This is a genomic window from Microbacterium kyungheense, from assembly GCF_006783905.1.
GTDB classification, from domain to species: Bacteria; Actinomycetota; Actinomycetes; order Actinomycetales; family Microbacteriaceae; genus Microbacterium; species Microbacterium kyungheense.
In genome coordinates this window covers 1,382,926-1,405,290 of record NZ_VFPE01000001.1, presented here as the reverse complement: position 1 = coordinate 1,405,290, position 22,365 = coordinate 1,382,926, and the positions used below count along the sequence as shown (strand labels likewise).

Here is a 22,365-nt window from a genome sequence, read left to right as displayed (position 1 = left end):
GGCGCGATCACGGCGACCCGCCGCGGTCGCGCCCGGTCCACTCGCGCAGCTGCTCCAGCGGCCACGTCGTGACGATCCGCTCAGGCGGCACGCCCAGGCGCTCCGCGCGCTCCGCGCCGTGGTCCAGCAGCGACAGCTGCCCCGGCGCATGCGCGTCGGAATCGATCGAGAAGAGGCATCCGATCTCGAGCGCGAGCGCGATGAGCTCGTCGGGCGGATCCTGCCGCTCAGGGCGCGAGTTGATCTCGACGGCCACCCCGTGCGCCTGGCACGCCTCGAACACCGGCCGCGCCTCGAAGGTCGACGGCGGCCGCGTGCCGCGGGATCCCTCGACGAGCCGTCCTGTGACGTGTCCCAGAACGTCGACGTGGGGATCGGATGCCGCCGCCACCAGTCGCCGCGTCATCGGGCCGCGTTCCATCCGCAGCTTGGAGTGCGCCGAGGCGACGACGACATCGAGCATCTCCAGCAGCTCGGGCTCCTGGTCGAGTGCGCCGTCATCGAGGATGTCGACCTCGATCCCCGACAAGAGGGTGAAGCCGTCGCCGCTCATGCCGGCGACCACCTCGAGCTGCGACCGCAGCCGCTCGGGCGACAGCCCGTTGGCCACCCGCAGCCGAGGCGAATGATCCGTCAGTGCCAGGTACTCGTGCCCCAGCGCCCGCGCCGCGTCGACCATCAGGTCGATCGAGGTGAGGCCGTCCGACCAGTCACTGTGGGAGTGCAGGTCGCCGCGCAGCCGCGCGCGCAGCGCCGAGGTGCGCTGCACCCCGGCGCGCTCGCGCAGGTCGACGAGATAGCCCGGGACCTCACCGGCCAGCGCCTGCTGGATGACCGCGAAGGTGGAGTCGCCGACGCCCTTGCGGCGGCGCAGGGACGCGGCGTCCCGCAGCTCCGCGTCGCTGAGCCCCTCGATCGCGTCGGCGGCCGCGCGGAACGCCTTCGACTTGTACCGCGACGACCGCTCGCGCTCGAGCAGCGTCGCGATCTCGGTGAGGGCGTCGTGCGGATTCACCGGCGGCCGATCAGGGCACGACCGTGGCGCGCCTGACCACCACCGGCGCGACGGCGAGTCGATGAAGCGCCCAGCCGAACAGGATCGAGAGGATGCCCATGCCGATCGCGAAGGCGGCGACGCCGAACGAGACCACCGACGTGAACAGCGACGCGCGCAGGAAGGACGCGTCCATGACGGTCGCGCGCACCGGGTCGTCCATCGGCAGCTCGGCGTACGTCTGGCCGTCCGCCATCTCCAGCGCGTGCTGCTGGATGACCTCTGCCTGCACGTACGCGGTGAACGGCCCCGCGACCTGCGCCCCCTGGAACGCCATCGCGTCGTCCGCCACGGTGATGTTCTCCTCCCGCAGCTGCGTCGACACGGCGATCCAGGCGACGATGCCGACGACGATCAGCAGGATGCCGGCGATGATGCCGAGTATGCCGACGACCTTCACGCCGCCGAGCTTGCGCGCGGGTGGCTCCACGGAGCCGTCGAGCGGTTCGGACGTGGCTGCGGTGTCATCGGTCATGGTGTCCTCCAGTCGTGACGTGGGCCTTGCGCTCACGCTAGCGGGAGGCGACGACGGCCCGGAAGACCCCGCGCCGTCGACAACCGTCAGGACGCGAGTGCGCGCGTCACGCCGACCCACCGGTCGAGCGTCGCCTCGGCCGCCCCGCTGTCGATCGCCGCGGCCGCGTCGTCGCGCGCCTCCGCCAGACGCTCGAGGATGGGGCGCTGCACCTGCGTCGCGTCACGGAACAGCCGGTAGGCCACGATGCCGGCGGCGGCGTTGAGCAGCACGATGTCGCGGACCGGCCCGGATTCGCCGCCCAGCACCCGTCGGACCACCTGCGCGTTGTGAGCGGGATCGCCGCCGAGCAGGTCGTCGATGTCGGCGAGCGGGATGCCCAGGTCGCGCGGGTCGAGGTCGTGCTCGTGGATGTCGCCGCGGCTGACCTCCCACAGCCTGCTGTGCCCGGTCGTCGTCAGCTCATCCAGGCCGTCGTCGCCGCGGAACACGAGGGCCGTCGCACCGCGGGTGCGGAAGACGCCGGTGATGAGTGGCACACGGTCGAGATGAGCGACGCCGACGGCGTTCGCCTCGGCGCGCGCGGGGTTGCACAGCGGTCCCAGGAAGTTGAAGACGGTGGGCACGCCCAGCTCGCTGCGGGTGGGCCCCGCGTGCTTGAAGCCGGGGTGGAACGCGGCGGCGAACGCGAACGTGATGCCCGCCTGCGACAGGGTCTCGGCCACCGCCTCCGGCGAGAGCGTCAGGTCGACGCCGAGCGCCGCCAGCACGTCGGAGGCCCCCGAGGACGAGCTCGCCGCCTTGTTGCCGTGCTTGACCACTGGAACCCCGGATGCCGCCGCCACGAGCGCCGACATGGTGGAGACGTTCACGGTGCCGAAGCGGTCGCCGCCGGTGCCCACGATGTCGAGCACGGCCGCGTCCACGGGAAGAGGCAGAGCGGCCTCGAGGATCGCATCGCGGAACCCCACGATCTCGTCGACCGTCTCCCCCTTCGCACGCAGCGCGATGAGGAAACCGGCCAGCTGCGACGGCGTCGCGGCTCCCGACATGATCTGCCGCATCCCCCACGTCGACTCCGAGACGCTGAGGTCGCGCCCCTCGAGCAGCGTGGTGAGGATTCCGGGCCAGGTGTACAGCTCCGCCATAACGCAGAAGCCTACCGGCGTGCGGGAATCGGAACCGATTCGTGACACGGGTCGCACCGCGTGCGATTCTGCGTCTTCACCACGTGTTCACGGCAGAGTCGCAGTGTTCTCTTAGGTCGCCCTAAGTTCCCATCGGGGCAAATCGATGGCCTCCGATGCGAAACTCGGCGCCGTGAATCGGCCATAATGGGGAGCGTGACGACCTCCACAGCGACCTACTCCCAGGCCATGCGGTCCGTCAAGCGGCCGGATCCGGTCGCTGTCGGCACCATCGTGTGGCTCGGCAGCGAGGTGATGTTCTTCGCGGGCCTGTTCGCGATCTACTTCACCTTGCGCAGCACCTCCCCCGAACTGTGGGCTGAGAGCACCGAGAAGCTCAACGTCCCCTACGCGACCGTCAACACGATCATCCTCGTGCTGTCCTCGGTGACGTGCCAGATGGGCGTGTTCGCGGCCGAACGGTTCCAGCCCTACTCCACGAAGAAGCGCGGCTGGCTCGGCTGGGGCATGGTCGAGTGGTTCTGGCTGACGTTCGCGCTCGGCGCGCTGTTCGTCTCGGGCCAGGTGTGGGAGTACGCCCAGCTCGTCACCGAGGGCCTCCCGATCTACGCCAACGCGTACGCATCCGCCTTCTACCTCACCACCGGCTTCCACGCCCTCCACGTCACCGGCGGCCTCATCGCCTTCCTCCTGGTGATCGGCCGCGCGTACGCCGTCAAGAACTTCGGGCGCAAAGAGATGACGTCCTCGATCGTCGTGTCGTACTACTGGCACTTCGTCGACGTCGTCTGGATCGCCCTGTTCCTCGTCATCTACTTCCTCAAGTGAGAGCGGAGCTGAAACCCGACATGGCACGAGAGACCACGCGCCGCTCGAAAGGCCGCCGCAGCCCCTGGGCTGCAGCCGCACTGATCGGCATCGGCCTGCTCATCACCGGCGGCGTCTATGCCGGCGCGTCCGCCGCGATGGCGGCGACCACGCCCGAGACGACCACCACGTCCGCGCTGACCGCGGAGGACGGCAAGAAGCTCTTCCAGGCCAACTGCGCCACGTGCCACGGCCTGGACGTGCAGGGCACCGAGGACGGTCCGTCCCTCTACGGTGTCGGCGAGCTGGCCGTGCACTTCCAGATGAGCACCGGCCGCATGCCGCTGCAGATGCAGGGCCCTCAGGCTCCGCAGAAGCCCGTCCAGTTCACCGATCAGCAGATCACAGCCATCGGCGAGTACATCCAGTCGATCGCACCCGGTCCGACCTTCCCCGATGAGGAAGTGCTGGACGGCGAGGGCCGCGCGGCAGAGGGCGGCGAGCTGTTCCGCATCAACTGCGCCATGTGCCACAACGTGGCCGGCGCGGGCGGTGCGCTCACCGAGGGCAAGTACGCGCCCAACCTCCACACCACCACCCCGCTGAACATGTACGCGGCGATGGTGACCGGTCCTCAGAACATGCCCGTGTTCAACGACATGACGCTGACGACCGAAGAGAAGCGCGACATCATCACCTACCTGCTCTACCTGCAGGACAACGAGTCGGCGGGCGGCTTCTCGCTCGGCTCGCTCGGCCCCGTCTCCGAGGGCCTCTTCATCTGGATCTTCGGGATCGGCTCGCTGATCGCCATCACCGTGTGGATCACGGCGAAGTCCAACTGATCGACGTTTCACAAAGACGCATTACCGACTGAGGAGCAGCATGGCCCACGAGGACGACCCGCTCGAGCACGAGAGGGCTTCCTGGAAGCCCTCCCCCGGGCTCGCCGTAGCGGTCAGCGACCCGGTGAGCAACCCTGGTCTCCCGCCGCACCGCGCGCGGGTCACCGACAAGGACCCGGCCGCCATGCAGCGGGCGGTCCGCACGGTCTACACCCTGTTCTACCTGTCGATCGCGGGCAGCATCTGGGCGGTCGCCGCCTACATGCTCTTCCCGATCGAGAGCGGCCGGATCGTCGACATCCGCAGCAACAACCTCTTCATCGGACTCGGCATCGCGCTCGCGCTGCTGGCCATCGGCATCGGCGCGATCCACTGGTCGAAGGCCGTCATGTCCGACAAGGAGTTCGTCGAGCCCCGCCACGCCACGCGTGGTCGCGACACGACGCGCGAGGCCGCGATCAAGGCCTTCTCCGACGCGAACGAGGAGTCCGGCTTCGGACGCCGCGTGATGATCCGCAACTCGCTCATCGCCGCTCTCGTCGCCTCGGTCGTCCCGGGTGTGGTGCTGTTCCGCGGCCTCGCGCCGTTCAACTCCCCCGAGCGTCCGCACGCCGGCGACCCGGTGTACCTCCTCGAGCACACCATGTGGAAGAAGGGCATGCGCCTCGCGCACGACCCGTCCGGAGAGCCGATCCGCGCCGCAGACCTCACGCTGGGCTCGGCCGTGCACGTGATCCCCGAGGAGCTGGCCAAGGTCTCGCACAGCGACGGCTACCTCGAGGAGAAGGCGAAGGCCATCGTCCTGCTGGTGCGCCTCCTGCCGGAGCAGCTCGTGGAGAGCGAAGAGCGCAAGGAATGGTCGTACAACGGCATCGTGGCCTACTCCAAGGTCTGCACGCACGTCGGCTGCCCCGTCGCGCTGTATGAGCAGCAGACCCACCACCTGCTGTGCCCCTGCCACCAGTCGCAGTTCGACGTGACCGATCACGCGAAGGTGATCTTCGGCCCGGCCGCCCGTCCGCTGCCGCAGCTGCCGATCACCGTGGACGACGAGGGCTACCTCGTCGCACGCAGCGACTTCAACGAACCCGTCGGCCCGAGCTTCTGGGAGCGTCATTGAGCACCGCAACCGTCACCGAGCAGCCTGAGGCTCCCGTGGCACCCGCGACAAACGGGCGCGACAAGCCTCTCGGCGGTCGCTTCATCGGCGCCACCGCGAACTACATCGACGAGCGCACGAGCCTCTCGGGCTTCGTCAAGGAGCTGGGCCGCAAGATCTTCCCCGACCACTGGTCGTTCATGCTCGGCGAGATCGCCCTGTGGGCCTTCGTCGTCGTCCTGCTGTCGGGTACGTTCCTGACGTTCTTCTTCCAGGCGTCCATGGTCGAGACCCACTACAACGGCGCCTTCCTGCCCATGCGCGGCATCGAGATGTCGGCGGCGATGTCGTCGACGCTCAACATCTCGTTCGACATCCGCGGCGGCCTCCTCGTGCGCCAGATGCACCACTGGGCGGCACTCGTGTTCGTCGCGGGCATCGGCGTGCACATGCTGCGCGTGTTCTTCACGGGCGCGTTCCGCAAGCCTCGCGAGCTGAACTGGGTGATCGGCTTCATCCTCTTCATCCTCGCGATGGCCGAGGGCTTCACGGGTTACTCGCTGCCCGACGACGTGCTGTCGGGCAACGGCCTGCGCATCATCGACGGCATGGTCAAGGGCATCCCGCTGATCGGCACGTGGACGTCGTTCCTGCTGTTCGGCGGCGAGTTCCCCGGAACCGCCATCGTCGGCCGCCTCTACACGCTGCACATCCTGCTGCTGCCGGCGATCCTCGTCGGACTGCTCGTGGTGCACCTCATGCTGATGGTGATCAACAAGCACACGCAGTTCGCGGGCGCCGGTCGCACCAACAGCGTGGTCGTGGGCTACCCGATGATGCCGGTGTACATGTCGAAGATGGGCGGCTTCCTGTTCATCACGTTCGGCGTCATCGTGCTCATCGCCTCGCTGTTCACGATCAACCCGATCTGGAACTACGGTCCCTACGACCCGTCCCCCGTCTCGGCCGGCACTCAGCCCGACTGGTACATCGGCTTCGCCGACGGCATGCTGCGACTGATCCCGCCGGGGTGGGAGGTCGTGTTCCTCGACCGCACCTGGTCGTTCAACATCCTCGTGCCCCTCGGCGTCATCGGGATCTTCATCATCCTGGTCCTGATCTACCCGTTCATCGAGGCGTGGGTCACGGGCGACAAGCGCGAGCACCACATCGCCCAGCGTCCGCGCAACGCGGCGACGCGCACGGCGATCGGCGCCGCGGGCGTGACGATGTACGCGGTCATGTGGGCGGCGGCGTCCTCCGACATCATCGCGACGCACTTCTGGCTGACGATGGAGGGTGTGATCCACACGCTCCAGGCGCTGCTGATCCTGGGCCCGATCATCGCCTACTTCGTCACGAAGCGGATCTGCATCGCGCTGCAGAAGAAGGATCGCGAGATCGCGCTGCACGGCTATGAGTCGGGTCGCATCGTCCGCCTCCCCGGGGGCGAGTACATCGAGGTCCACCAGCCGGTCGACGAGTACGAGCGCTTCAAGCTGGCCGACTTCGACACCTACGAGCCGCTGGTCGTGCGCCCGAACGCGAAGGGCCGCATCCCGTGGCACGAGAACTTCCGCGCGTCGATCTCGCGCTGGTTCTTCGAGGACCGTCTGACCCCCGTCACGCAGGGCGAGCTCGACGCGGCGCTGGCGCACCAGCACCACGACCTCGACCACATGGCCGCTGAGGAGGATCTCGAGCTGCAGGGCGCCCACGAGCGCGCCGGTGTCCCGGATGCCCCCCACAAGCCGATCGACGACGGTCACAACTCCGAGACGGCAGTCCGCCCCTCGAACGTGATCGTCCCCGAACCCGAGCCGGGTACGAAGGCGCCGAAGAACCGCGAGAAGGAGTCCGACCAGTAAGGTCGCTCCACCTCACCGACGGATGCCCCGGCACGATCGATCAGATCGTGCCGGGGCATCCGTCATCTGCGTGGACTCGACGACCCCTCCCCCCGAGGTCGGCAGGATTCCGGCGGTGTCTGTCACCGATTTCGCCTGGCGCCGTGTCTCGGCGGACATACGGTGGATCCATGATCGACGCACTCACCTACTTCTCCACGAAGCTCGCCCTCGAGACCGACGCCTCGGACGTGTACGCCGCTCAGAAGGCCGGTGAGGAGTTCGTCCTCGTCGACGTGCGCGGTGACGAGGCGTGGGCCCAGGGACGCGTTCAGGGCGCCGTGCACATGCCGTACCGCGAGATCGCGGAACGAGGGCCCCGCGAGATCCCCCAGGGAACGTCTGTGGTGGTCTACTGCTGGAGCCCGGGCTGCAACGCCGGCGCGAAGGGGGCCGTCGAGTTCGCGAAGCTCGGCTACGCCGTGCGCGAGATGATCGGCGGGTACGAGTACTGGGTGCGCGAGGGGCAGCCGACCGAGAATGACGAAGGGCCGCTCCCCCGCGTGTTCGACGCCCAGGTCATGGTCGTCCGTGCCCCGGTGGCCGGCTGACAGCTCGCGACCCGACAGATCAGGCGGAGTCCAGCTCCTCCATGAATCGTTCGGCGGCGGCGCCGTAGAACAACACCTGCGGGCGTCCGCCGCCGAGCGAGGTCGGGGCGACCACGTCGCAGACGACGGCCGTGACGTTGTCCCTCGTCCCGGCCTCCAACGCGAGGCCCACGCAGGCCGCCGCGGCTGCAGCAGGGTCATCATGCTCGCGCAGCCGGGCGCAGATGTCGTCCACGGGCACGTAGTCGGTGAGCCCGTCACTGCAGAGCAGCCAACGGTCGCCCACGACGGCCTCCTTCACGACGACGGTCGCGGCATCCCGCTCCGCACCGCTCAGCGACGCGGTGATGACGTTGCGACGCGGGTGCGCCGCGGCATCCTCGATCGTCACGATCCCCTGGTCGACGAGAGCCTGTACGAGCGAGTCATCGCGACTCTGCTGTTCCAGCAGCCCTTCGCGCAGACGGTACGCCCGTGAGTCGCCGGTGTGCGCGAGCAGCAGGTCGCCGTGGTCCGAGATGAACAGGCCCGTGAGCGTCGTCGCCATCCCGGTCAGAGAGGGATCGCGCTTGACGTGGGCTCCGAGATCCCAGTTCGCGAGACGGACGATCGTCTGCAGGTGCTCGGCCTCCACCCCGTCGGGACGGCTGGCGGCGATCGCATGCACGAGAGCGGCAGAGGCCAGATCCCCGGCCGGCCCTCCCCCGACACCGTCCGCCACTGCGGCACCCCACGGCGCCGTGAAGGCGGCGTCCTGATTGACAGACCGGTACGGGCCGACGTCCGAGTGCGCCGCCGCACGCAGACGAGCGCGGGGCCCCGTCACAGACGGGTCCCCGCGCTCGTGCGGCAAAAGGCCATGAAGGTCGGCGGCAGGCCGATCAGCGGGCGAAGTAGCCGCGGTAGTACTCGTACACCCAGCCGACGATGGCGACGACGAAGACGCCGATGCCGATGGGCATGAGCCACGTGCCGACAGCCAGGCCGATCATGCCGAGCGCCGCCGAGAAGGCGAGCACGATGGGCCACCACGACCACGGGCTGAACTCGCCCAGCTCGGGGTCGCCGTCATCGATGTCGGCGGTGAGGACGTCCTCGGGCAGCTCGCCGCCCTGCGCCTTGTGCACGCGTCCGATGTAGAACGCGATCAGGGCGCCCATGAAGGCGGTGAACAGCAGCGCCACGCTGCCGACCCATTCGATGGCGTGATACCACTCGCGATCGGGGTGGGCGATGATGTTCCAGATCGTGTACGTCGCCGCGACGAGAAGGAAGAACCCCGACAGCAGCCACCAGAGACCGGTGTTGGTGCGCACTTACTTGACCTCTCCCTCGGCCCCGACGAGAACCGGCGACTCTGCGGCCTCCGGGTGGTTCAGGTCGAACGCGGGCCGCTCGCTGCGGATGCGCGGGATCGACGTGAAGTTGTGACGCGGCGGCGGGCAGGAGGTCGCCCACTCGAGCGACGCACCGTAGCCCCACGGGTCGTTGACGGTGACCTTGGGCGCCTTGCGCGCCGTGATCCACACGTTGAACAGGAACGGGATCATCGACGCACCGAGGATGAACGCACCGATCGTCGAGACCTGGTTCTGCCACGTCCAGCCGTCCGCCTCCGAGTAGTCGGCATAGCGACGGACCATGCCGTCCACGCCCAGCCAGTGCTGGATGAGGAATGTCATGTGGAAGCCGATGAACAGCATCCAGAAGTGCACGTAGCCGAGGCGCTCGTTGAGCATGCGGCCGGTCCACTTGGGCCACCAGAAGTAGAAGCCGGCGAACATCGCGAAGACGACGGTTCCGAAGACCACGTAGTGGAAGTGCGCGACGACGAAGTACGAGTCCGACAGCGCGAAGTCCAGCGGCGGCGACGCGAGGATGACGCCGGTCAGACCACCGAAGACGAACGACACCAGGAAGCCGAGCGCGAACACCATCGGCGTCTCGAAGGTCACGGACCCTCGCCAGAGCGTGCCGATCCAGTTGAAGATCTTCACACCCGTCGGAACCGCGATGAGCATCGTCATGAGCGCGAAGAAGGGCAGCAGCACCGCGCCGGTCACGTACATGTGGTGGGCCCACACCGCCACCGACAGCGCGGCGATCGCGATGGTCGCGTACACGAGGGTCTTGTACCCGAAGATCGGCTTGCGGCTGAACACCGGGAAGATCTCGGAGACGATGCCGAAGAACGGCAGCGCGATGATGTACACCTCAGGGTGGCCGAAGAACCAGAAGAGGTGCTGCCACAGCAGGACGCCGCCGTTGGCCGGGTCGTAGATGTGCGCGCCGAGCACACGGTCGGCGGCGGCGGCGAGGATCGCGGCGGCGAGCACGGGGAACGCCATCAGGATCAGGATGCTCGTGATGAGCGTGTTCCACGAGAAGATCGGCATGCGCCACATCGTCATGCCGGGCGCGCGCATGGTGATGATCGTGGTGATGAAGTTCACCGCACCGAGGATCGTGCCGAAACCGCTCATGCCGAGGCCGAGCATCCAGAGGTTGCCGCCGGCGCCGGGCGAGAACGAGGCGTTCGCGAGCGGCTGATACGCGAACCAGCCGAACGAGGCCGCGCCCTGCGGGGTGAGGAAGCCGGCGACGGCGATCGTCGAGCCGAACAGGAAGAGCCAGAAGGCGAATGCGTTCAGACGCGGGAAAGCGACGTCGGGAGCACCGATCTGCAGGGGCAGGATCGCGTTGGCGAAGCCCGCGAACAGCGGGGTCGCGAACATGAGGAGCATGATCGTGCCGTGCATGGTGAAGAGCTGGTTGTACTGCTCTTTGGTCGGCACGATCTGCATGCCGGGCTCGAACAGCTCAGCACGGATGATGAGCGCCATGACTCCCCCGAGGAGGAAGAAGATCACGGACGCGATCAGGTACATGTAGCCGATCGTCTTGTGGTCGGTGGAGGTGATCCACTTGACGATGATGTTGCCCTTCTGCTCGACGCGCGTCGCGCTGAGCAGAGCCGCCTGCCGTGGCGGCAGGGTCGTCGGACGCCCCTGGGACGTCTCCTGGAGAGGGAGTGTCGTCGCCATCAGTGGTCCACCTCTTCCACGTTCTCATTTGCGGAGCCGCCCGTTCCGGGCAGGTTCTGCAGTCGGTCGTATGCGTCGTTGATGTCGCCCGTCTGGCCCGCGTCGCGCAGCGAGTCGAGGTAGTCCTCGTACTCGGCGTCGCTGACGACCTTGACGTTGAACAGCATCATCGAGTGGTAGTCGCCGCAGAGCTCGGCGCACTTGCCGGCGTACGTGCCCTCGCGGGTCGGCGTGAAGGACCAGAAGTTGTCCTTGCCGATGTACATGTCCTTCTTGTAGAGGAAGTCGATGATCCAGAACGAGTGGATGACGTCGCGAGAGGTGAGCTTGATCTTCACCGTCTTGTCGACCGGGAGGTAGAGCGTGGGCAGCTCGTTGATGATGTCGCCCCGCGCGTCCGTCTGCGCCTGCACGCCCATCGACCACACGGTCTCGTCGTCGGTGGCGCCGTCGTACTGGAAGTCCCAGGCCCACTGCTTGCCGATCGCGGTGATCTCGACGTCGGGGTCGTCGTACTGCGTCTCGAGGATCGTCTGATCGCGCGCCGTGAAGGCGAAGAACCCGACCACGAGGATCAGCGGCACGATCGTGTAGAAGATCTCGATCGGCATGTTGTACCGCAGCTGGACGGGCAGGCCGGTCTGGCCCTTGCGACGGCGGTACGCGATCGCCGCCCAGCCCATGAGGCCCCACGTGATGACGCCGACGATCAGCAGGACGATCCACGAGTTGACCCACAGACCGGCCACCATGTCGGTGTGGTTGGTGGCCGCCTGGCCGTCTTCGGTGAAGCCCGGGAGGAAGCCGTGCAGCTCGGTGGGGGTGCATCCGGCGAGGACTGCAGCCGTCGCGACCCCGATGGGGAGAACGGCCCAGCGGATACGGCGTTTCGAAGGCACGGTGCACCTTTCCGATCACGAACAGGACTCCCGCCAGTCTAGGGCAAGCGTCCAGGGGATTCAGGCCATCCGCCCAGGTTGTGCCGTGTCGGCGGACGCGAAAACGGCGGGCCCGGGCGCCATTCGAAGCGCTCGGACCCGCCGCAAAAGTGCTCGGATCGTTAGCCGATCAGTGGAAGCTGTCGCCGCAGGCGCACGAGCCCGCCGCGTTGGGGTTGTCGATCGTGAAACCCTGCTCCGAGATCGTGTCCTTGAAGTCGATCGTGGCGCCGTCGAGGTACGGGACGCTCATGTCGTCGACGATCACCTCGACGCCGTCGAAGTCGACGGTCTTGTCGCCGTCGAGGTAGCGCTCGTCGAAGTACAGCTGGTAGATCAGGCCGCTGCAGCCGCCGGGCTGGACGGCGACGCGCAGACGCAGGTCGTCGCGGCCCTCCTGCTCCAGCAGGTTCTTGACCTTGCCCGCGGCGGCGTCGGTCAGCAGAACGCCGTGGTCGCGAGCGGTCTGCTCGGTCGTCAGTGCGGTGTCGGTCATGGCACTCCTCCGGACGGGCCGCCTGGATCGTTCATCCACTGCCGGCGGCGGGATGCGTCGATTCTACGCGTGCCCGCCGCCGGAAGGCTCGGAACGAGCCGTATCAGGCTTCCGCGGCCCGCGCGTCGAGCTTCTCCAGGAGGAGCGCCTCCGACAGGACGGCGTTGCGGAAGGTCTCGAGGTGCAGCGACTCGTTCGGGCTGTGCGCTCGCGCGTGCGGGTCCTCCACGCCGGTGACGAGGATCTGCGCACCGGGGAACTCGCGCACGAGGTCCGCGATGAACGGGATCGATCCCCCGACCCCGATGTCGACGGACTCGACGCCGTACCCCTCGTGCAGCGCCTCCCGCGCCGCCTGCACGGCCCAGCCCGACGTGTCGACGAGGAACGGGTTGCCGTAGTCCTGGTCGCTGAACTCCAGCTGCGCCCCGAACGGCGCGTGCTCACGCAGGTGCGTCTCGATCGCGGCGTATGCCTCGCGGGCAGACTGACCCGGCGCCACGCGGGCGCTGATCACGACAGCGACCTCCGGGCTCAGGGTGTTGGAGGCGTTGACGACGCTCGGCGCGTCGATGCCGGTCACGGTGATCGAAGGCTTGTTCCAGATGCGGCTCAGGATCGTCCCGCTCCCGGCCGGCGAGACCCCTGCGGGGAGGCCGGCTTCGTCGCGCAGGGTCGCTTCGCTGTACTCGGGGGTCGCGGCATCCCGTTCGGTCATGCCGGAGACGGCGACGGCGCCGTCGTCGTCCCACAGCGTGGCGAGCAGCTTCACGGTGGCCATCATCGCGTCGGGCACCGCACCGCCGAACATGCCCGAGTGCGAGGCGTGCTCGAGCGTGCGCACGCGGAGCGTGAAGCGCGTGTTGCCGCGGAGCGAGACCGTCAGCGCGGGCGTCTTGTCGTCCCAGTTGCCTGAGTCCGCCACCACGATGACATCGGCGCGCAGCGCGTCCGCGTTGTCGGAGAGGAACTGCGCGAACGACCGCGAGCCCGCCTCCTCCTCGCCCTCGAAGAACAGCGCGACGCCGAGGTCGAAGTCCGCACCGACCGCTTCCTTCAGCGCGCGCAGCGCGGCGATGTGCGCCATGATGCCGGCCTTGTCGTCGGCCGCGCCACGGCCGTACAGGCGCCCGTCGCGGACCGTCGGCTCGAAGGGCGGCGAGTCCCACAGCGCCTCGTCGCCGACGGGCTGCACATCGTGGTGGGCGTACAGCAGGATCGTCGGCCGGCCGTTGCGGGCGGCACGCGTCGCGAGCACTGCGGGGTTGCCCTGCTCCCCCGTCTCGGGGATCGCGGCCGTGCGGATCTCGACGGTCTCGAACAGTCCCGTCTCACGCACCAGCTCGGCGACCGCCTCGGCGCTGCGCTGCACCTGCGACGGATCGAAGCCGGGGAAGGCGACCGACGGGATGCGCACCAGCGCACCGAGATCGGCGAGGGCGGAGGGGATGCCGGAGGCCGCGGCGTCGCGCACAGCCTCCTGTCGGGTGAGGTCAGAGGTCATGCGGGTAATCTTAAGGGGCACCCCTTCTTTCGCATCCCGAGGATCAGCCGTGGCCAAGAACTCCGCACCCGCGCCGAACGACGCCCCTTCCGAGGGCACCGTGCTCAATGGTGGGGGTGGGCTCAACGGCGCACCCGCCGGCAAGGGCCGCGCCACCCCGAGTCGAGCCGAGCAGGAGGCCGCCCGCAAGCGCCCTCTCGTGCCCGACACCAAGGAGGCCAAGGCGCGCGCCAAGGCCGACCTCGCCACCCAGCGCGAGAAGGCCCGCATCGGCATGGCCAACGGCGACCCGCGGTACCTGCCCGCCCGCGACCAGGGCGCGCAGCGCAAGTTCGCGCGTGACTGGGTCGACGCCGGCTGGCACCTCGGCGAGATCGTGATGCCGGCGATGGTGCTCGTGATCCTGGCGACCTTCGTCAACATCCCCGCGCTGCAGTTCTACGCGTTCGTGGGACTGTGGATCTTCATCGTCTTCGTCATCGTCGACATGGTCCTCACGTCGATCCTCGTGAAGCGCGCCGTGAAGAAGAAGTTCGGCGCCGACAAGATGGAGAAGGGCCTCGGCTGGTACGCGGCGATGCGCACCGTGCAGATGCGCTTCCTGCGCCTCCCGAAGCCCCAGGTCAAGCGCGGCCAGAAGCCCGCCTGAGCAAGCCCTCCCGCCGTCGCGGGCTCAGCGCCTCGCGCGGAGCCCGCGGTTGATCTGCCGCGCCCACAGCGGGCCGCGGTAGAGGAACGCCGTGTAGCCCTGCACGAGGTCGGCTCCGGCATCCACTCTCTCCTGGACGTCCGCGGCGGTCTCGATGCCGCCGACCGAGATGACGCAGAAGTCGGCGGGCACGCTCTCGCGCACCAGGCGCAGCACCTCGAGCGCGCGGGCCTTGAGGGGCGCACCCGAGAGTCCGCCCTCGCCCGCGGCCACGACCGTCGCGGCATCGGTCGACAGGCCCTCGCGCGAGATCGTGGTGTTCGTGGCGATGATGCCGGCCAGTCCCGCGTCGACGGCGAGCTGCGCGATCGCGGCGATCTCGTCGTCGGGCAGGTCGGGCGCGATCTTGACGAGGAGGGGCGTGGCCCCGGCCGCATCCCGCACGGCGTCCAGGAGCGGCCGCAGCGTCTCGACGGCCTGCAGCCCGCGCAGTCCCGGGGTGTTCGGGGACGAGACGTTGACGACGAGGTAGTCCGCCAGCGGGGCCAGCAGCGTCGCGCTGCGCACGTAATCCGCGGTGGCGTCCGCGACGTCGACGACACGGCTCTTGCCGATGTTGACCCCGAGGACGGCGCGACGCGACCGCTTGCGCAGCGCGCGCAGGCGGTCTGCCGCCGCCTCGGCGCCGCGGTTGTTGAAGCCCATCCGGTTGACGACCGCGCGGTCGGGGATCAGACGGAACAGGCGCGGACGGGGGTTGCCGTCCTGCGGGATCGCGGTGACGGTGCCCACCTCGACGTGGCCGAAGCCCAGCGCATACAGGCCCGCGGCTCCCTTGACGTCCTTGTCGAACCCGGCCGCGACACCGAAGGGCGAGTCGAACCGCAGACCGAGCGCGGTGGTCGCGAGCTCGGGAGCAGGTTTCGTCACGGCTCGGGCCGCCCACGAGAACGGCGGAACGCCGAGCACGCGGATGACCCGCATCGCGGCGTGGTGGGCGGACTCGGGATCCATGCGCGACAGCACGGTGCGGAAGAGAAGGGGATACATCCCCTCTAGGCTATCGGGCCGCGCGGGTCATGCTTCGGCGGACTCCGCCTGCGCGTCGGCGCCGACGGCCGCACGACCGTGGTCCAGGCGCAGCTGCTCGATCGCCGACTCGAAATCCTCCAGAGAGTCGAAGGCCTGGTACACGCTCGCGAACCGCAGGTACGCCACCTCGTCGAGGGCGCGCAGCGGCTTGAGGATCGCGAGGCCGATCTCGTTCGCGTCCAGCTGCGAGGCGCCTGTCTGCCGGATGCTCTCTTCGACGGTCTGCGCGAGCACGGCGAGGTCGGCCTCGGTCACCGGACGCCCCTGACAGGCCTTCCGCACGCCCGACATGACCTTCTCGCGGCTGAACGGCTCGATGACCCCCGACCGCTTGATCACGTTGAGGCTCGCCGTCTCGATCGTCGTGAACCGGCCGCCGCACTCGGGGCACTGCCGACGACGACGGATGCTGAGGCCGTCGTCGCTCGTGCGCGAGTCGATGACGCGCGAATCGGCGTGGCGGCAGAACGGGCAATGCATGACAGGGCCAGCCTACGCCGGGACTCCGGGCTCGGCGTCGGCACCCGCCGGAGAAGCGGATGCCGCGTCGAAACGCGCGGTGACGGCCTCTCCGTGCGCGGGCAGGGCTTCGGCCTCGGCGAGGGTCACGATCGCGTCGCGCACCTCGGCGAGGGCCGCCCGTTCGTACTCGATGACCTGCTGCGGGCGCAGGAAGGTCGCGGCGGACAGCCCCGACGAGTACCGCGCCTGGCCACCGGTGGGCAGCACGTGGTTGCTGCCGGCGAGGTAGTCGCCGAGGCTCACCGGCGAGTCCGGGCCGACGAAGACCGCGCCGGCGTGGACGAAGTCTTCGGCCCGCGGGTCTTCCAGGTGGAGTTCGAGGTGCTCGGGGGCGTAGGCGTTGCTGAACGCGGTCGCCGTCGCGAGATCGTCGACGAGCACGACCGCCGACTGCGGGCCCGCGAGGGCGGCGGCCACGCGTTCGGCGTGACGGGTCGCGGCGGCGCGCGGCCCGATCGCCGCGCGCACGTCCTCGGCCAGTCGCTCGGAGGTGGTGACGAGCACTGCGGAGGCCTGCTCGTCGTGCTCGGCCTGACTGATGAGGTCGGCGGCCACCAGTCGTGGGTCGGCGCTGTCGTCGGCGACGATGAGGATCTCGGTCGCGCCGGCCTCGGCATCCGTCCCCACGAGACCGGCCACGGCGCGCTTCGCGGCCGCGACGAAGTTGTTGCCGGGCCCGGTGACGACGTCGACCGGCGCGAGGCCGAGGTCCGGCACGCCGTGCGCGAGGGCGCCGATGGCGCCCGCTCCGCCCATCGCGTACACCTCGGTGACGCCGAGGAGCTTCGCCGCACCCAGGATGACGGGGTGCACGCGCCCGCCGAACTCGCGCTGCGGCGGCGAGGTGAGGGCGATCTCGGCGACGCCCGCCACCTGAGCCGGCACGACGTTCATGACGACGCTCGAGGGGTAGACGGCCTTGCCGCCGGGCACGTACAGGCCGACCCGGCGCACCGGCTGCCAGCGCTGCAGCACGCGCGCGCCCGGACTCAGCTCGGTGACGACCGGCGCCGGGACCTGCGCCGCGGAGGCCTCCCGCACGCGGGCGATCGCCTGCTCCAGAGCCGTGCGCACGGCCGGGTCCAGCGCCTCCAGCGCCTCATCGAGGTGCGACGCCGGCACACGGATGTCGTGACCGACGGCCCCGTCGAAGCGCTCGGCCTGCTCGCGGAGCGCCGCCTCGCCGCGCGCAGCCACGTCATCCACGATGTGTGCGGCGGTCGCGAAAGCCTCCTCCCGCGCCGCGGTGGCACGGGGAACGGTCGCGAGCAGTTCGGCGGGCGTCAGGGCGCGCCCGCGCAGGTCGATCGTCCGGAGCATCCGTCTACGGTACCGCGCGGGCGTGGCCGCTCAGCCTCGCGTGACGCCCGAGACGTCGTGCAGGTAGCCGATGCGGCCGTCCTCGTGACGCACCACGAACACCTCGCCCCGGTCTTCGATCACCAGCGCCCACGCGGTCGGGCCGATGCGGAACACCGGGATCCCGATCTCGTCGACGATGTCGCGCTCTTCGGGCACGAGAGCCCAGAACGCCTGGTGCTGGACGGCGACGGGCTCCGCCTGCGGCTCGGCGACGGGCTCCGCCGGCTCGGCGACCGGCTCGGCCTGCGGCTCGGCCTGCGGCTCGGCGGCCGCATCGACGAAGGGCTCGGCGACGGACGCAGATGCGGCGGGCTCCTGCTCGGCAGCGGCCGACTCCACAGCCGGAGCCGCCTCAGGCGTCGTGGTGCCGGCATCCGTCCCGGTGCGCGCCGCGACGACATCGCCGTCCGCGTCCCAGTACGGCGCAGCGTCGTCGGACGCAGGCTGCGACGCCGCTCCCGCGACGGCGTACGGGGCGGGCGCAGCGGCGTCCGTCACGTCGATGACGGTGGTGGCTTCAGCGTCGGCACCGGTGGGGGCGGCGTAGTCGGCGTACACCGGTGCCGCGGGCTCGGGCTCGGGCCTCGGGGCGACGGGGCGCGGCACGACAGGACGCGCGGGGCGTGCGGCACGGTGCGCCGGCACTTCGGTGCGCCCGACGAAGTCCTGGTTGAACGGCGGAATGAACGGCGCGAGCACGGTGAGGAACACGCCCGCCAGCATCATGATGAACTCGACCCACACGACCCATGTGCCGAGGAAGCCCACCTGGCCGAACATCGAGATGAAGGAGTTCCAGATGATGGCCAGCCACAGCACGGTCGCCACCGAGAACGCGACGGACGCGAACTGATCGATGCCGAGCGAGCCGACCCGGCGGATGCCCTGCGGCGAGAGACGGCGCAGCACGATGAGGAACACGGCGACGGTAGGCACCCCGATCGTGAGCACCCAGTCGATCCCGCTCCCCCAGACGGTGAGACCGCTGCCGATCTCGCCGCGGACCGGGAAGAACGAGGCGACGAAGGCGATCAGCCAGATGCCCGCGAGCGAAACCTCGCGGAGCGAGAACGGGCCGACTCCGTAGTGCGGCGCTTCGGCGGCGACCGTGCCCTCCGCGGCGATCGTGTCGTCCGTGGCGATCGTGTCGGCCTCGGCCGGCAGGGCGGCGTCCTCACGTCTGTTCTCGTCGGTGTAGTCGTCCGTCACGATCATCCCTTCCGGCAGGCTCCCGAGGCCCGCGTCGACCTGATATTACCCACGACGCATGAGACGCCGATGAGATCCGCTGCGGCGCGTGACGGTCTCGTCACGCGGATTCCGCGGCCTCAGCCGAGGCACTGCGGGCCCAGCAGGCCCTTGAGCTCGCCGTACAGATCAGGCGTGATGCGCACCGGATGTGGCACCTCGAAGACCTTGGCGACGGAGCCGCTGTGCAGCTTGAGCGACACTTCTGTGTCGCCGGCGTGGCGCTGCAGGGTCTGCAGCAGCTCGCCGATCACCGCCTCGCTCGCGCGCCGCTCGGGCATGAGAAGGACGAGCCCGCTGGACTCGTCCAACGCCCCCAGATCGGGGCTGAACGCCGATTGGGCGTGCAGGTTCATGCCGTCGTCGCGGCGCGACACGCGGCCGCGCACGACGAGGATCGAGTCCGCGGTGAGCATGTGCTGGAACTCTGTGTAGGTCTTGCCCATGTACATGACGGTGATCTCGCCGTCGAAGTCCTCGACCGTGATCATGCCGTACGGGTTGCCGCTCTGCTTCGCGACGCGATGCTGCACGCTGGTCACGAGCCCGGCGATCGTCACCATCTCGCCGTCGGCGATGTCCTCCGACGCCAGCAGGTCGTGGATGCTCGTCGAGGCGTGCTTGGCCAGCGGGATCTCGAGGCCCGCGAGCGGATGGTCCGACACGTACAGTCCGAGCATCTCGCGCTCGAAGGCGAGCTTGTCCTTCTTCGTCCACTCCGGCCGCTCGGGCACCTTGGCCGATTGCTGCGGCTCGTCGTCGCCCCACAGCGAGTCGAAGTCGAACCCGACCTCGCCGTTCGCCTCGCGGCGCTTGTCGAGCACCGCGGCTTCGGTGGCATCCTCGTGGATCTCCATGAGGGCGCGTCGCGTCGACCCGAGAGAGTCGAACGCGCCCGCCTTGATGAGCGATTCGACCGTCCGCTTGTTGGCGACGTGGACCGGCACCTTCGAGAGGAAGTCGTGGAAGCTCGTGAAGGTCGACTCGGCGCGCGCCGCGACGATGCCGTCGACGACGTTGGTGCCGACGTTGCGGACGGCGCCGAGGCCGAAGCGGATGTCTTCGCCGACGGCCGCGAAGTACCGGATCGACTGCCCGACGTCCGGCGGCAGCACCTTGATGCCCATGCGGCGGCACTCGTTGAGGTACACCGCCATCTTGTCCTTCGAGTCGCCGACGCTGGTGAGGAGCGCCGCCATGTACTCGGCGGGATAGTGCGCCTTGAGGTAGGCGGTCCAGTACGAGACGAGTCCGTATGCGGCGGAGTGCGCCTTGTTGAAGGCGTAGTCGGAGAAGGGCAGCAGGATGTCCCACAGCGCCTGGATCGCGGCATCCCCGAATCCGCGCTCCTTCATGCCGCCCGAGAAGCCCTCGTACTGCTTGTCGAGCTCGGACTTCTTCTTCTTGCCCATCGCGCGACGGAGGATGTCTGCCTGACCGAGCGAGAAGCCGGCGACCTTCTGCGCGATGGCCATGACCTGCTCCTGGTAGATGATCAGGCCGTAGCTGATGTCGAGGATGTCCTTCAGCGGCTCTTCCAGCTCCGGATGGATGGGCGTCACCGGTTGCAGGCCGTTCTTGCGCAGCGCGTAGTTGGTGTGCGAGTTCGCGCCCATGGGCCCCGGGCGGTACAGCGCGATGACAGCCGACACGTCTTCGAAGTTGTCAGGCTTCATGAGCCGCAGCAGCGAGCGCATCGGCCCGCCGTCGAGCTGGAACACGCCGAGCGTGTCGCCGCGGGTCAGCAGGTCGTAGGCGGGGCGGTCATCGAGCGCGAGGTGCTCGAGGTCGAGCTCTTCACCGCGGTTCAGGCGGATGTTGTCGAGGGCATCCGAGATGATCGTGAGGTTCCGCAGCCCCAGGAAGTCCATCTTGATGAGGCCGAGCGTCTCGCAGGACGGGTAGTCGAACTGCGTGACGATCTGGCCGTCCTGCTCGCGGCGCATGATGGGGATGATGTCGAGCAGCGGCTCGGACGACATGATGACGCCGGCGGCGTGCACGCCCCACTGGCGCTTCAGCCCCTCCAGGCCCAGCGCGCGGTCGAAGACCGTCTTCGCCTCGGGGTCCGTCTCGATGAGCGTCCGGAACTCGACGGCCTCTTTGTACCGCGGGTGCTGCGGGTCGAACATTCCGTCCAGCGGCATGTCCTTGCCCATCACGGCCGGCGGCATCGCCTTGGTGAGCCGCTCCCCCATGCTGAAGGGGAAGCCGAGCACGCGGCCCGCGTCCTTGAGTGCCTGCTTGGACTTGATCGTGCCGTACGTGACGATCTGCGCGACGCGCTCCGAGCCGTACTTCGCGGTGACGTAGTCGATCACCTCGCCACGGCGACGGTCGTCGAAGTCGACGTCGAAGTCGGGCATCGAGACGCGGTCGGGGTTCAGGAAGCGCTCGAAGATCAGACCGTGCTCGAGCGGATCGAGGTCGGTGATCTTCATCGCGTAGGCGACCATCGAACCCGCACCCGAGCCACGGCCGGGACCGACGCGGATCCCGTTGTCCTTCGCCCAGTTGATGAAGTCGGCGACGACGAGGAAGTAGCCCGGGAAGCCCATCTGCAGGATGATGCCGGTCTCGTACTCGGCCTGCTTGCGGACCTTGTCGGGGATGCCGCCGGGATACCGGTAGTGCAGGCCCCGCTCGACCTCTTTGATGAGCCAGCTGTCCTCGGTCTCGCCGTCGGGCACCGGGAAGCGCGGCATGTAGTTGGCCGACGTGTTGAACTCGACCTGGCAGCGCTCGGCGATGAGCAGCGTGTTGTCGCACGCCTCGGGGTGGTCGCGGAAGAGCTGCCGCATCTCTTGCGCGGTCTTGATGTAGTAGCCGTCGCCGTCGAACTTGAAGCGGTTCGGGTCGTCGAGCGTGGAGCCCGACTGCACGCACAGCAGCGCGGCGTGGGCGTCTGCCTCGTGCTGGTGCGTGTAGTGCGAGTCGTTGGTGGCCACGAGCGGGATGTCGAGATCCTTCGCGAGCCGCAGCAGGTCGGTCATGATCCGGCGCTCGATCGAGAGGCCGTGGTCCATGATCTCGGCGAAGTAGTTCTCTTTGCCGAAGATGTCCTGGAACTCGGCCGCCGCGGCGCGAGCCGCGTCGTACTGCCCCAGTCGCAGGCGGGTCTGCACCTCGCCCGAGGGGCAGCCGGTGGTGGCGATGAGCCCCTTGCCGTACGTCTGCAGCAGCTCGCGGTCCATGCGGGGCTTGAAGTAGTAGCCCTCCATGCTCGACAGCGAGCTCAGCCGGAAGAGGTTGTGCATGCCCCCGGTGTTCTCGCTCCACAGGGTCATGTGGGTGTAGGCGCCCGAGCCCGAGACGTCGTCGCTCTTCTGCTCGGGCGAGCCCCACGCCACGCGCGACTTGTCGCTGCGATGCGTGCCGGGCGTGACGTACGCCTCGAGGCCGATGATCGGGTTCACGCCTGCGGCCTGGGCGGCGCGATAGAACTCGAACGCCGCGAAGGTGTTGCCGTGGTCGGTGACCGCGATCGCCGGCATCCCGTACTCGGCGGCCGCCTGCGTCATCGCGCCGATCTTTGCCGCTCCGTCGAGCATCGAGTACTCGCTGTGCACGTGCAGATGGACGAAGGAATCGGATGCCACGCACCGAGTCTACGGACGACCGGGG

20 protein-coding genes are annotated in these 22,365 nt (G+C 68.8%); 6 read left to right on the top strand and 14 right to left on the bottom strand.

The window, feature by feature from the left end:
• Positions 1–7 precede the first annotated feature (7 nt).
• The 3 genes from FB391_RS06255 to trpD all read right to left on the bottom strand — a co-directional run bounded on the left by FB391_RS06255 (position 8) and on the right by trpD (position 2,677).
• The gene (locus FB391_RS06255) at positions 8–1,015 is read right to left on the bottom strand and encodes a PHP domain-containing protein (RefSeq protein WP_141893519.1); all 1,008 of its coding nucleotides are present in this window, start codon (positions 1,013–1,015) and stop codon (positions 8–10) included.
• A gap of 10 nt (positions 1,016–1,025) precedes the next feature.
• Entirely contained in the window at positions 1,026–1,529 is a 504-nt protein-coding gene (locus FB391_RS06250; RefSeq protein WP_141893518.1) for an aromatic ring-opening dioxygenase LigA, read from the bottom strand.
• A gap of 86 nt (positions 1,530–1,615) precedes the next feature.
• Positions 1,616–2,677: an anthranilate phosphoribosyltransferase gene (trpD, locus tag FB391_RS06245; RefSeq protein WP_141893517.1), complete on the bottom strand. Its 1,062-nt coding sequence runs from the start codon at positions 2,675–2,677 to the stop codon at positions 1,616–1,618.
• Between the two features lie 186 nt (positions 2,678–2,863).
• Here trpD and ctaE point away from each other — a divergent pair, with 186 nt between their 5' ends.
• From ctaE to FB391_RS06220, 5 genes are all read left to right on the top strand, one after another.
• Entirely contained in the window at positions 2,864–3,505 is a 642-nt protein-coding gene (gene ctaE, locus FB391_RS06240) for an aa3-type cytochrome oxidase subunit III (protein WP_141893516.1), read from the top strand.
• Between the two features lie 20 nt (positions 3,506–3,525).
• Entirely contained in the window at positions 3,526–4,329 is an 804-nt protein-coding gene (gene qcrC, locus FB391_RS06235; protein ID WP_141893515.1) for a cytochrome bc1 complex diheme cytochrome c subunit, read from the top strand.
• 40 nt (positions 4,330–4,369) lie between these two features.
• Positions 4,370–5,449, top strand: a complete 1,080-nt coding sequence (gene qcrA / locus FB391_RS06230) for a cytochrome bc1 complex Rieske iron-sulfur subunit (RefSeq protein WP_141893514.1) — start codon at positions 4,370–4,372, stop codon at positions 5,447–5,449.
• The gene (qcrB, locus tag FB391_RS06225; protein WP_141893513.1) at positions 5,446–7,296 is read left to right on the top strand and encodes a cytochrome bc1 complex cytochrome b subunit; all 1,851 of its coding nucleotides are present in this window, start codon (positions 5,446–5,448) and stop codon (positions 7,294–7,296) included. The genes qcrA and qcrB overlap by 4 nt, the downstream gene beginning before the upstream one ends.
• Before the next feature lie 170 nt (positions 7,297–7,466).
• Complete coding sequence (locus tag FB391_RS06220; protein ID WP_141893512.1) at positions 7,467–7,886, top strand: rhodanese-like domain-containing protein; 420 nt, start codon at positions 7,467–7,469, stop codon at positions 7,884–7,886.
• Between the two features lie 19 nt (positions 7,887–7,905).
• On the opposite strand, the gene FB391_RS06215 is transcribed toward FB391_RS06220, so the two are convergent.
• The 6 genes from FB391_RS06215 to FB391_RS06190 all read right to left on the bottom strand — a co-directional run bounded on the left by FB391_RS06215 (position 7,906) and on the right by FB391_RS06190 (position 13,868).
• A complete protein-coding gene (locus FB391_RS06215; RefSeq protein ID WP_185842962.1) occupies positions 7,906–8,712 on the bottom strand; it encodes a PP2C family protein-serine/threonine phosphatase in 807 nt (268 codons plus the stop codon).
• 55 nt (positions 8,713–8,767) lie between these two features.
• Positions 8,768–9,202 carry a cytochrome c oxidase subunit 4 gene (locus tag FB391_RS06210; protein WP_141893511.1) on the bottom strand — a complete coding sequence of 145 codons (435 nt, stop codon included), beginning with the start codon at positions 9,200–9,202 and terminating at the stop codon, positions 8,768–8,770.
• The gene (gene ctaD / locus FB391_RS06205) at positions 9,203–10,930 is read right to left on the bottom strand and encodes an aa3-type cytochrome oxidase subunit I (RefSeq protein WP_141893510.1); all 1,728 of its coding nucleotides are present in this window, start codon (positions 10,928–10,930) and stop codon (positions 9,203–9,205) included.
• The gene (ctaC, locus tag FB391_RS06200) at positions 10,930–11,829 is read right to left on the bottom strand and encodes an aa3-type cytochrome oxidase subunit II (RefSeq protein ID WP_141893509.1); all 900 of its coding nucleotides are present in this window, start codon (positions 11,827–11,829) and stop codon (positions 10,930–10,932) included. Before ctaC ends, ctaD begins: the two co-directional genes overlap by 1 nt.
• Before the next feature lie 169 nt (positions 11,830–11,998).
• Complete coding sequence (erpA, locus tag FB391_RS06195; RefSeq protein ID WP_141893508.1) at positions 11,999–12,364, bottom strand: iron-sulfur cluster insertion protein ErpA; 366 nt, start codon at positions 12,362–12,364, stop codon at positions 11,999–12,001.
• Between the two features lie 103 nt (positions 12,365–12,467).
• Positions 12,468–13,868 (bottom strand): dipeptidase, encoded by a 1,401-nt coding sequence (locus tag FB391_RS06190; protein WP_141893507.1) that lies wholly within the window; start codon positions 13,866–13,868, stop codon positions 12,468–12,470.
• Between the two features lie 49 nt (positions 13,869–13,917).
• Between FB391_RS06190 and FB391_RS06185 the strand changes: the two genes are divergently transcribed.
• Entirely contained in the window at positions 13,918–14,517 is a 600-nt protein-coding gene (locus FB391_RS06185) for a DUF3043 domain-containing protein (protein WP_141893506.1), read from the top strand.
• Between the two features lie 24 nt (positions 14,518–14,541).
• Here the strand turns inward: FB391_RS06185 and FB391_RS06180 are convergent, their stop codons facing one another.
• The 5 genes from FB391_RS06180 to dnaE form a co-directional block, all read right to left on the bottom strand.
• Positions 14,542–15,567 carry a quinone-dependent dihydroorotate dehydrogenase gene (locus FB391_RS06180; protein ID WP_141893505.1) on the bottom strand — a complete coding sequence of 342 codons (1,026 nt, stop codon included), beginning with the start codon at positions 15,565–15,567 and terminating at the stop codon, positions 14,542–14,544.
• A 27-nt stretch (positions 15,568–15,594) separates the two neighbouring features.
• Complete coding sequence (gene nrdR / locus FB391_RS06175) at positions 15,595–16,089, bottom strand: transcriptional regulator NrdR (RefSeq protein WP_141893504.1); 495 nt, start codon at positions 16,087–16,089, stop codon at positions 15,595–15,597.
• A 12-nt stretch (positions 16,090–16,101) separates the two neighbouring features.
• Entirely contained in the window at positions 16,102–17,451 is a 1,350-nt protein-coding gene (gene hisD / locus FB391_RS06170) for a histidinol dehydrogenase (RefSeq protein ID WP_141893503.1), read from the bottom strand.
• Between the two features lie 30 nt (positions 17,452–17,481).
• Positions 17,482–18,708 carry a hypothetical protein gene (locus tag FB391_RS06165; protein WP_141893502.1) on the bottom strand — a complete coding sequence of 409 codons (1,227 nt, stop codon included), beginning with the start codon at positions 18,706–18,708 and terminating at the stop codon, positions 17,482–17,484.
• A gap of 113 nt (positions 18,709–18,821) precedes the next feature.
• Positions 18,822–22,292, bottom strand: a complete 3,471-nt coding sequence (gene dnaE / locus FB391_RS06160) for a DNA polymerase III subunit alpha (protein WP_246093390.1) — start codon at positions 22,290–22,292, stop codon at positions 18,822–18,824.
• Positions 22,293–22,365 lie beyond the last annotated feature (73 nt).

Bases quoted from the DNA above. Each gene is read 5' to 3' on its own strand.
- FB391_RS06250 (WP_141893518.1), bottom strand. From the start codon at position 1,529: ATGACCGATGACACCGCAGCCACGTCCGAACCGCTCGACGGCTCCGTG.
- trpD (WP_141893517.1), bottom strand. From the start codon at position 2,677: ATGGCGGAGCTGTACACCTGGCCCGGAATCCTCACCACGCTGCTCGAG.
- ctaE (WP_141893516.1), top strand. From the start codon at position 2,864: ATGGGGAGCGTGACGACCTCCACAGCGACCTACTCCCAGGCCATGCGG.
- qcrC (WP_141893515.1), top strand. From the start codon at position 3,526: ATGGCACGAGAGACCACGCGCCGCTCGAAAGGCCGCCGCAGCCCCTGG.
- qcrA (WP_141893514.1), top strand. From the start codon at position 4,370: ATGGCCCACGAGGACGACCCGCTCGAGCACGAGAGGGCTTCCTGGAAG.
- FB391_RS06220 (WP_141893512.1), top strand. From the start codon at position 7,467: ATGATCGACGCACTCACCTACTTCTCCACGAAGCTCGCCCTCGAGACC.
- ctaD (WP_141893510.1), bottom strand. From the start codon at position 10,930: ATGGCGACGACACTCCCTCTCCAGGAGACGTCCCAGGGGCGTCCGACG.
- erpA (WP_141893508.1), bottom strand. From the start codon at position 12,364: ATGACCGACACCGCACTGACGACCGAGCAGACCGCTCGCGACCACGGC.
- FB391_RS06190 (WP_141893507.1), bottom strand. From the start codon at position 13,868: ATGACCTCTGACCTCACCCGACAGGAGGCTGTGCGCGACGCCGCGGCC.
- FB391_RS06180 (WP_141893505.1), bottom strand. From the start codon at position 15,567: ATGTATCCCCTTCTCTTCCGCACCGTGCTGTCGCGCATGGATCCCGAG.
- nrdR (WP_141893504.1), bottom strand. From the start codon at position 16,089: ATGCATTGCCCGTTCTGCCGCCACGCCGATTCGCGCGTCATCGACTCG.
- hisD (WP_141893503.1), bottom strand. From the start codon at position 17,451: ATGCTCCGGACGATCGACCTGCGCGGGCGCGCCCTGACGCCCGCCGAA.
- FB391_RS06165 (WP_141893502.1), bottom strand. From the start codon at position 18,708: ATGATCGTGACGGACGACTACACCGACGAGAACAGACGTGAGGACGCC.
- dnaE (WP_246093390.1), bottom strand. From the start codon at position 22,292: ATGCTCGACGGAGCGGCAAAGATCGGCGCGATGACGCAGGCGGCCGCC.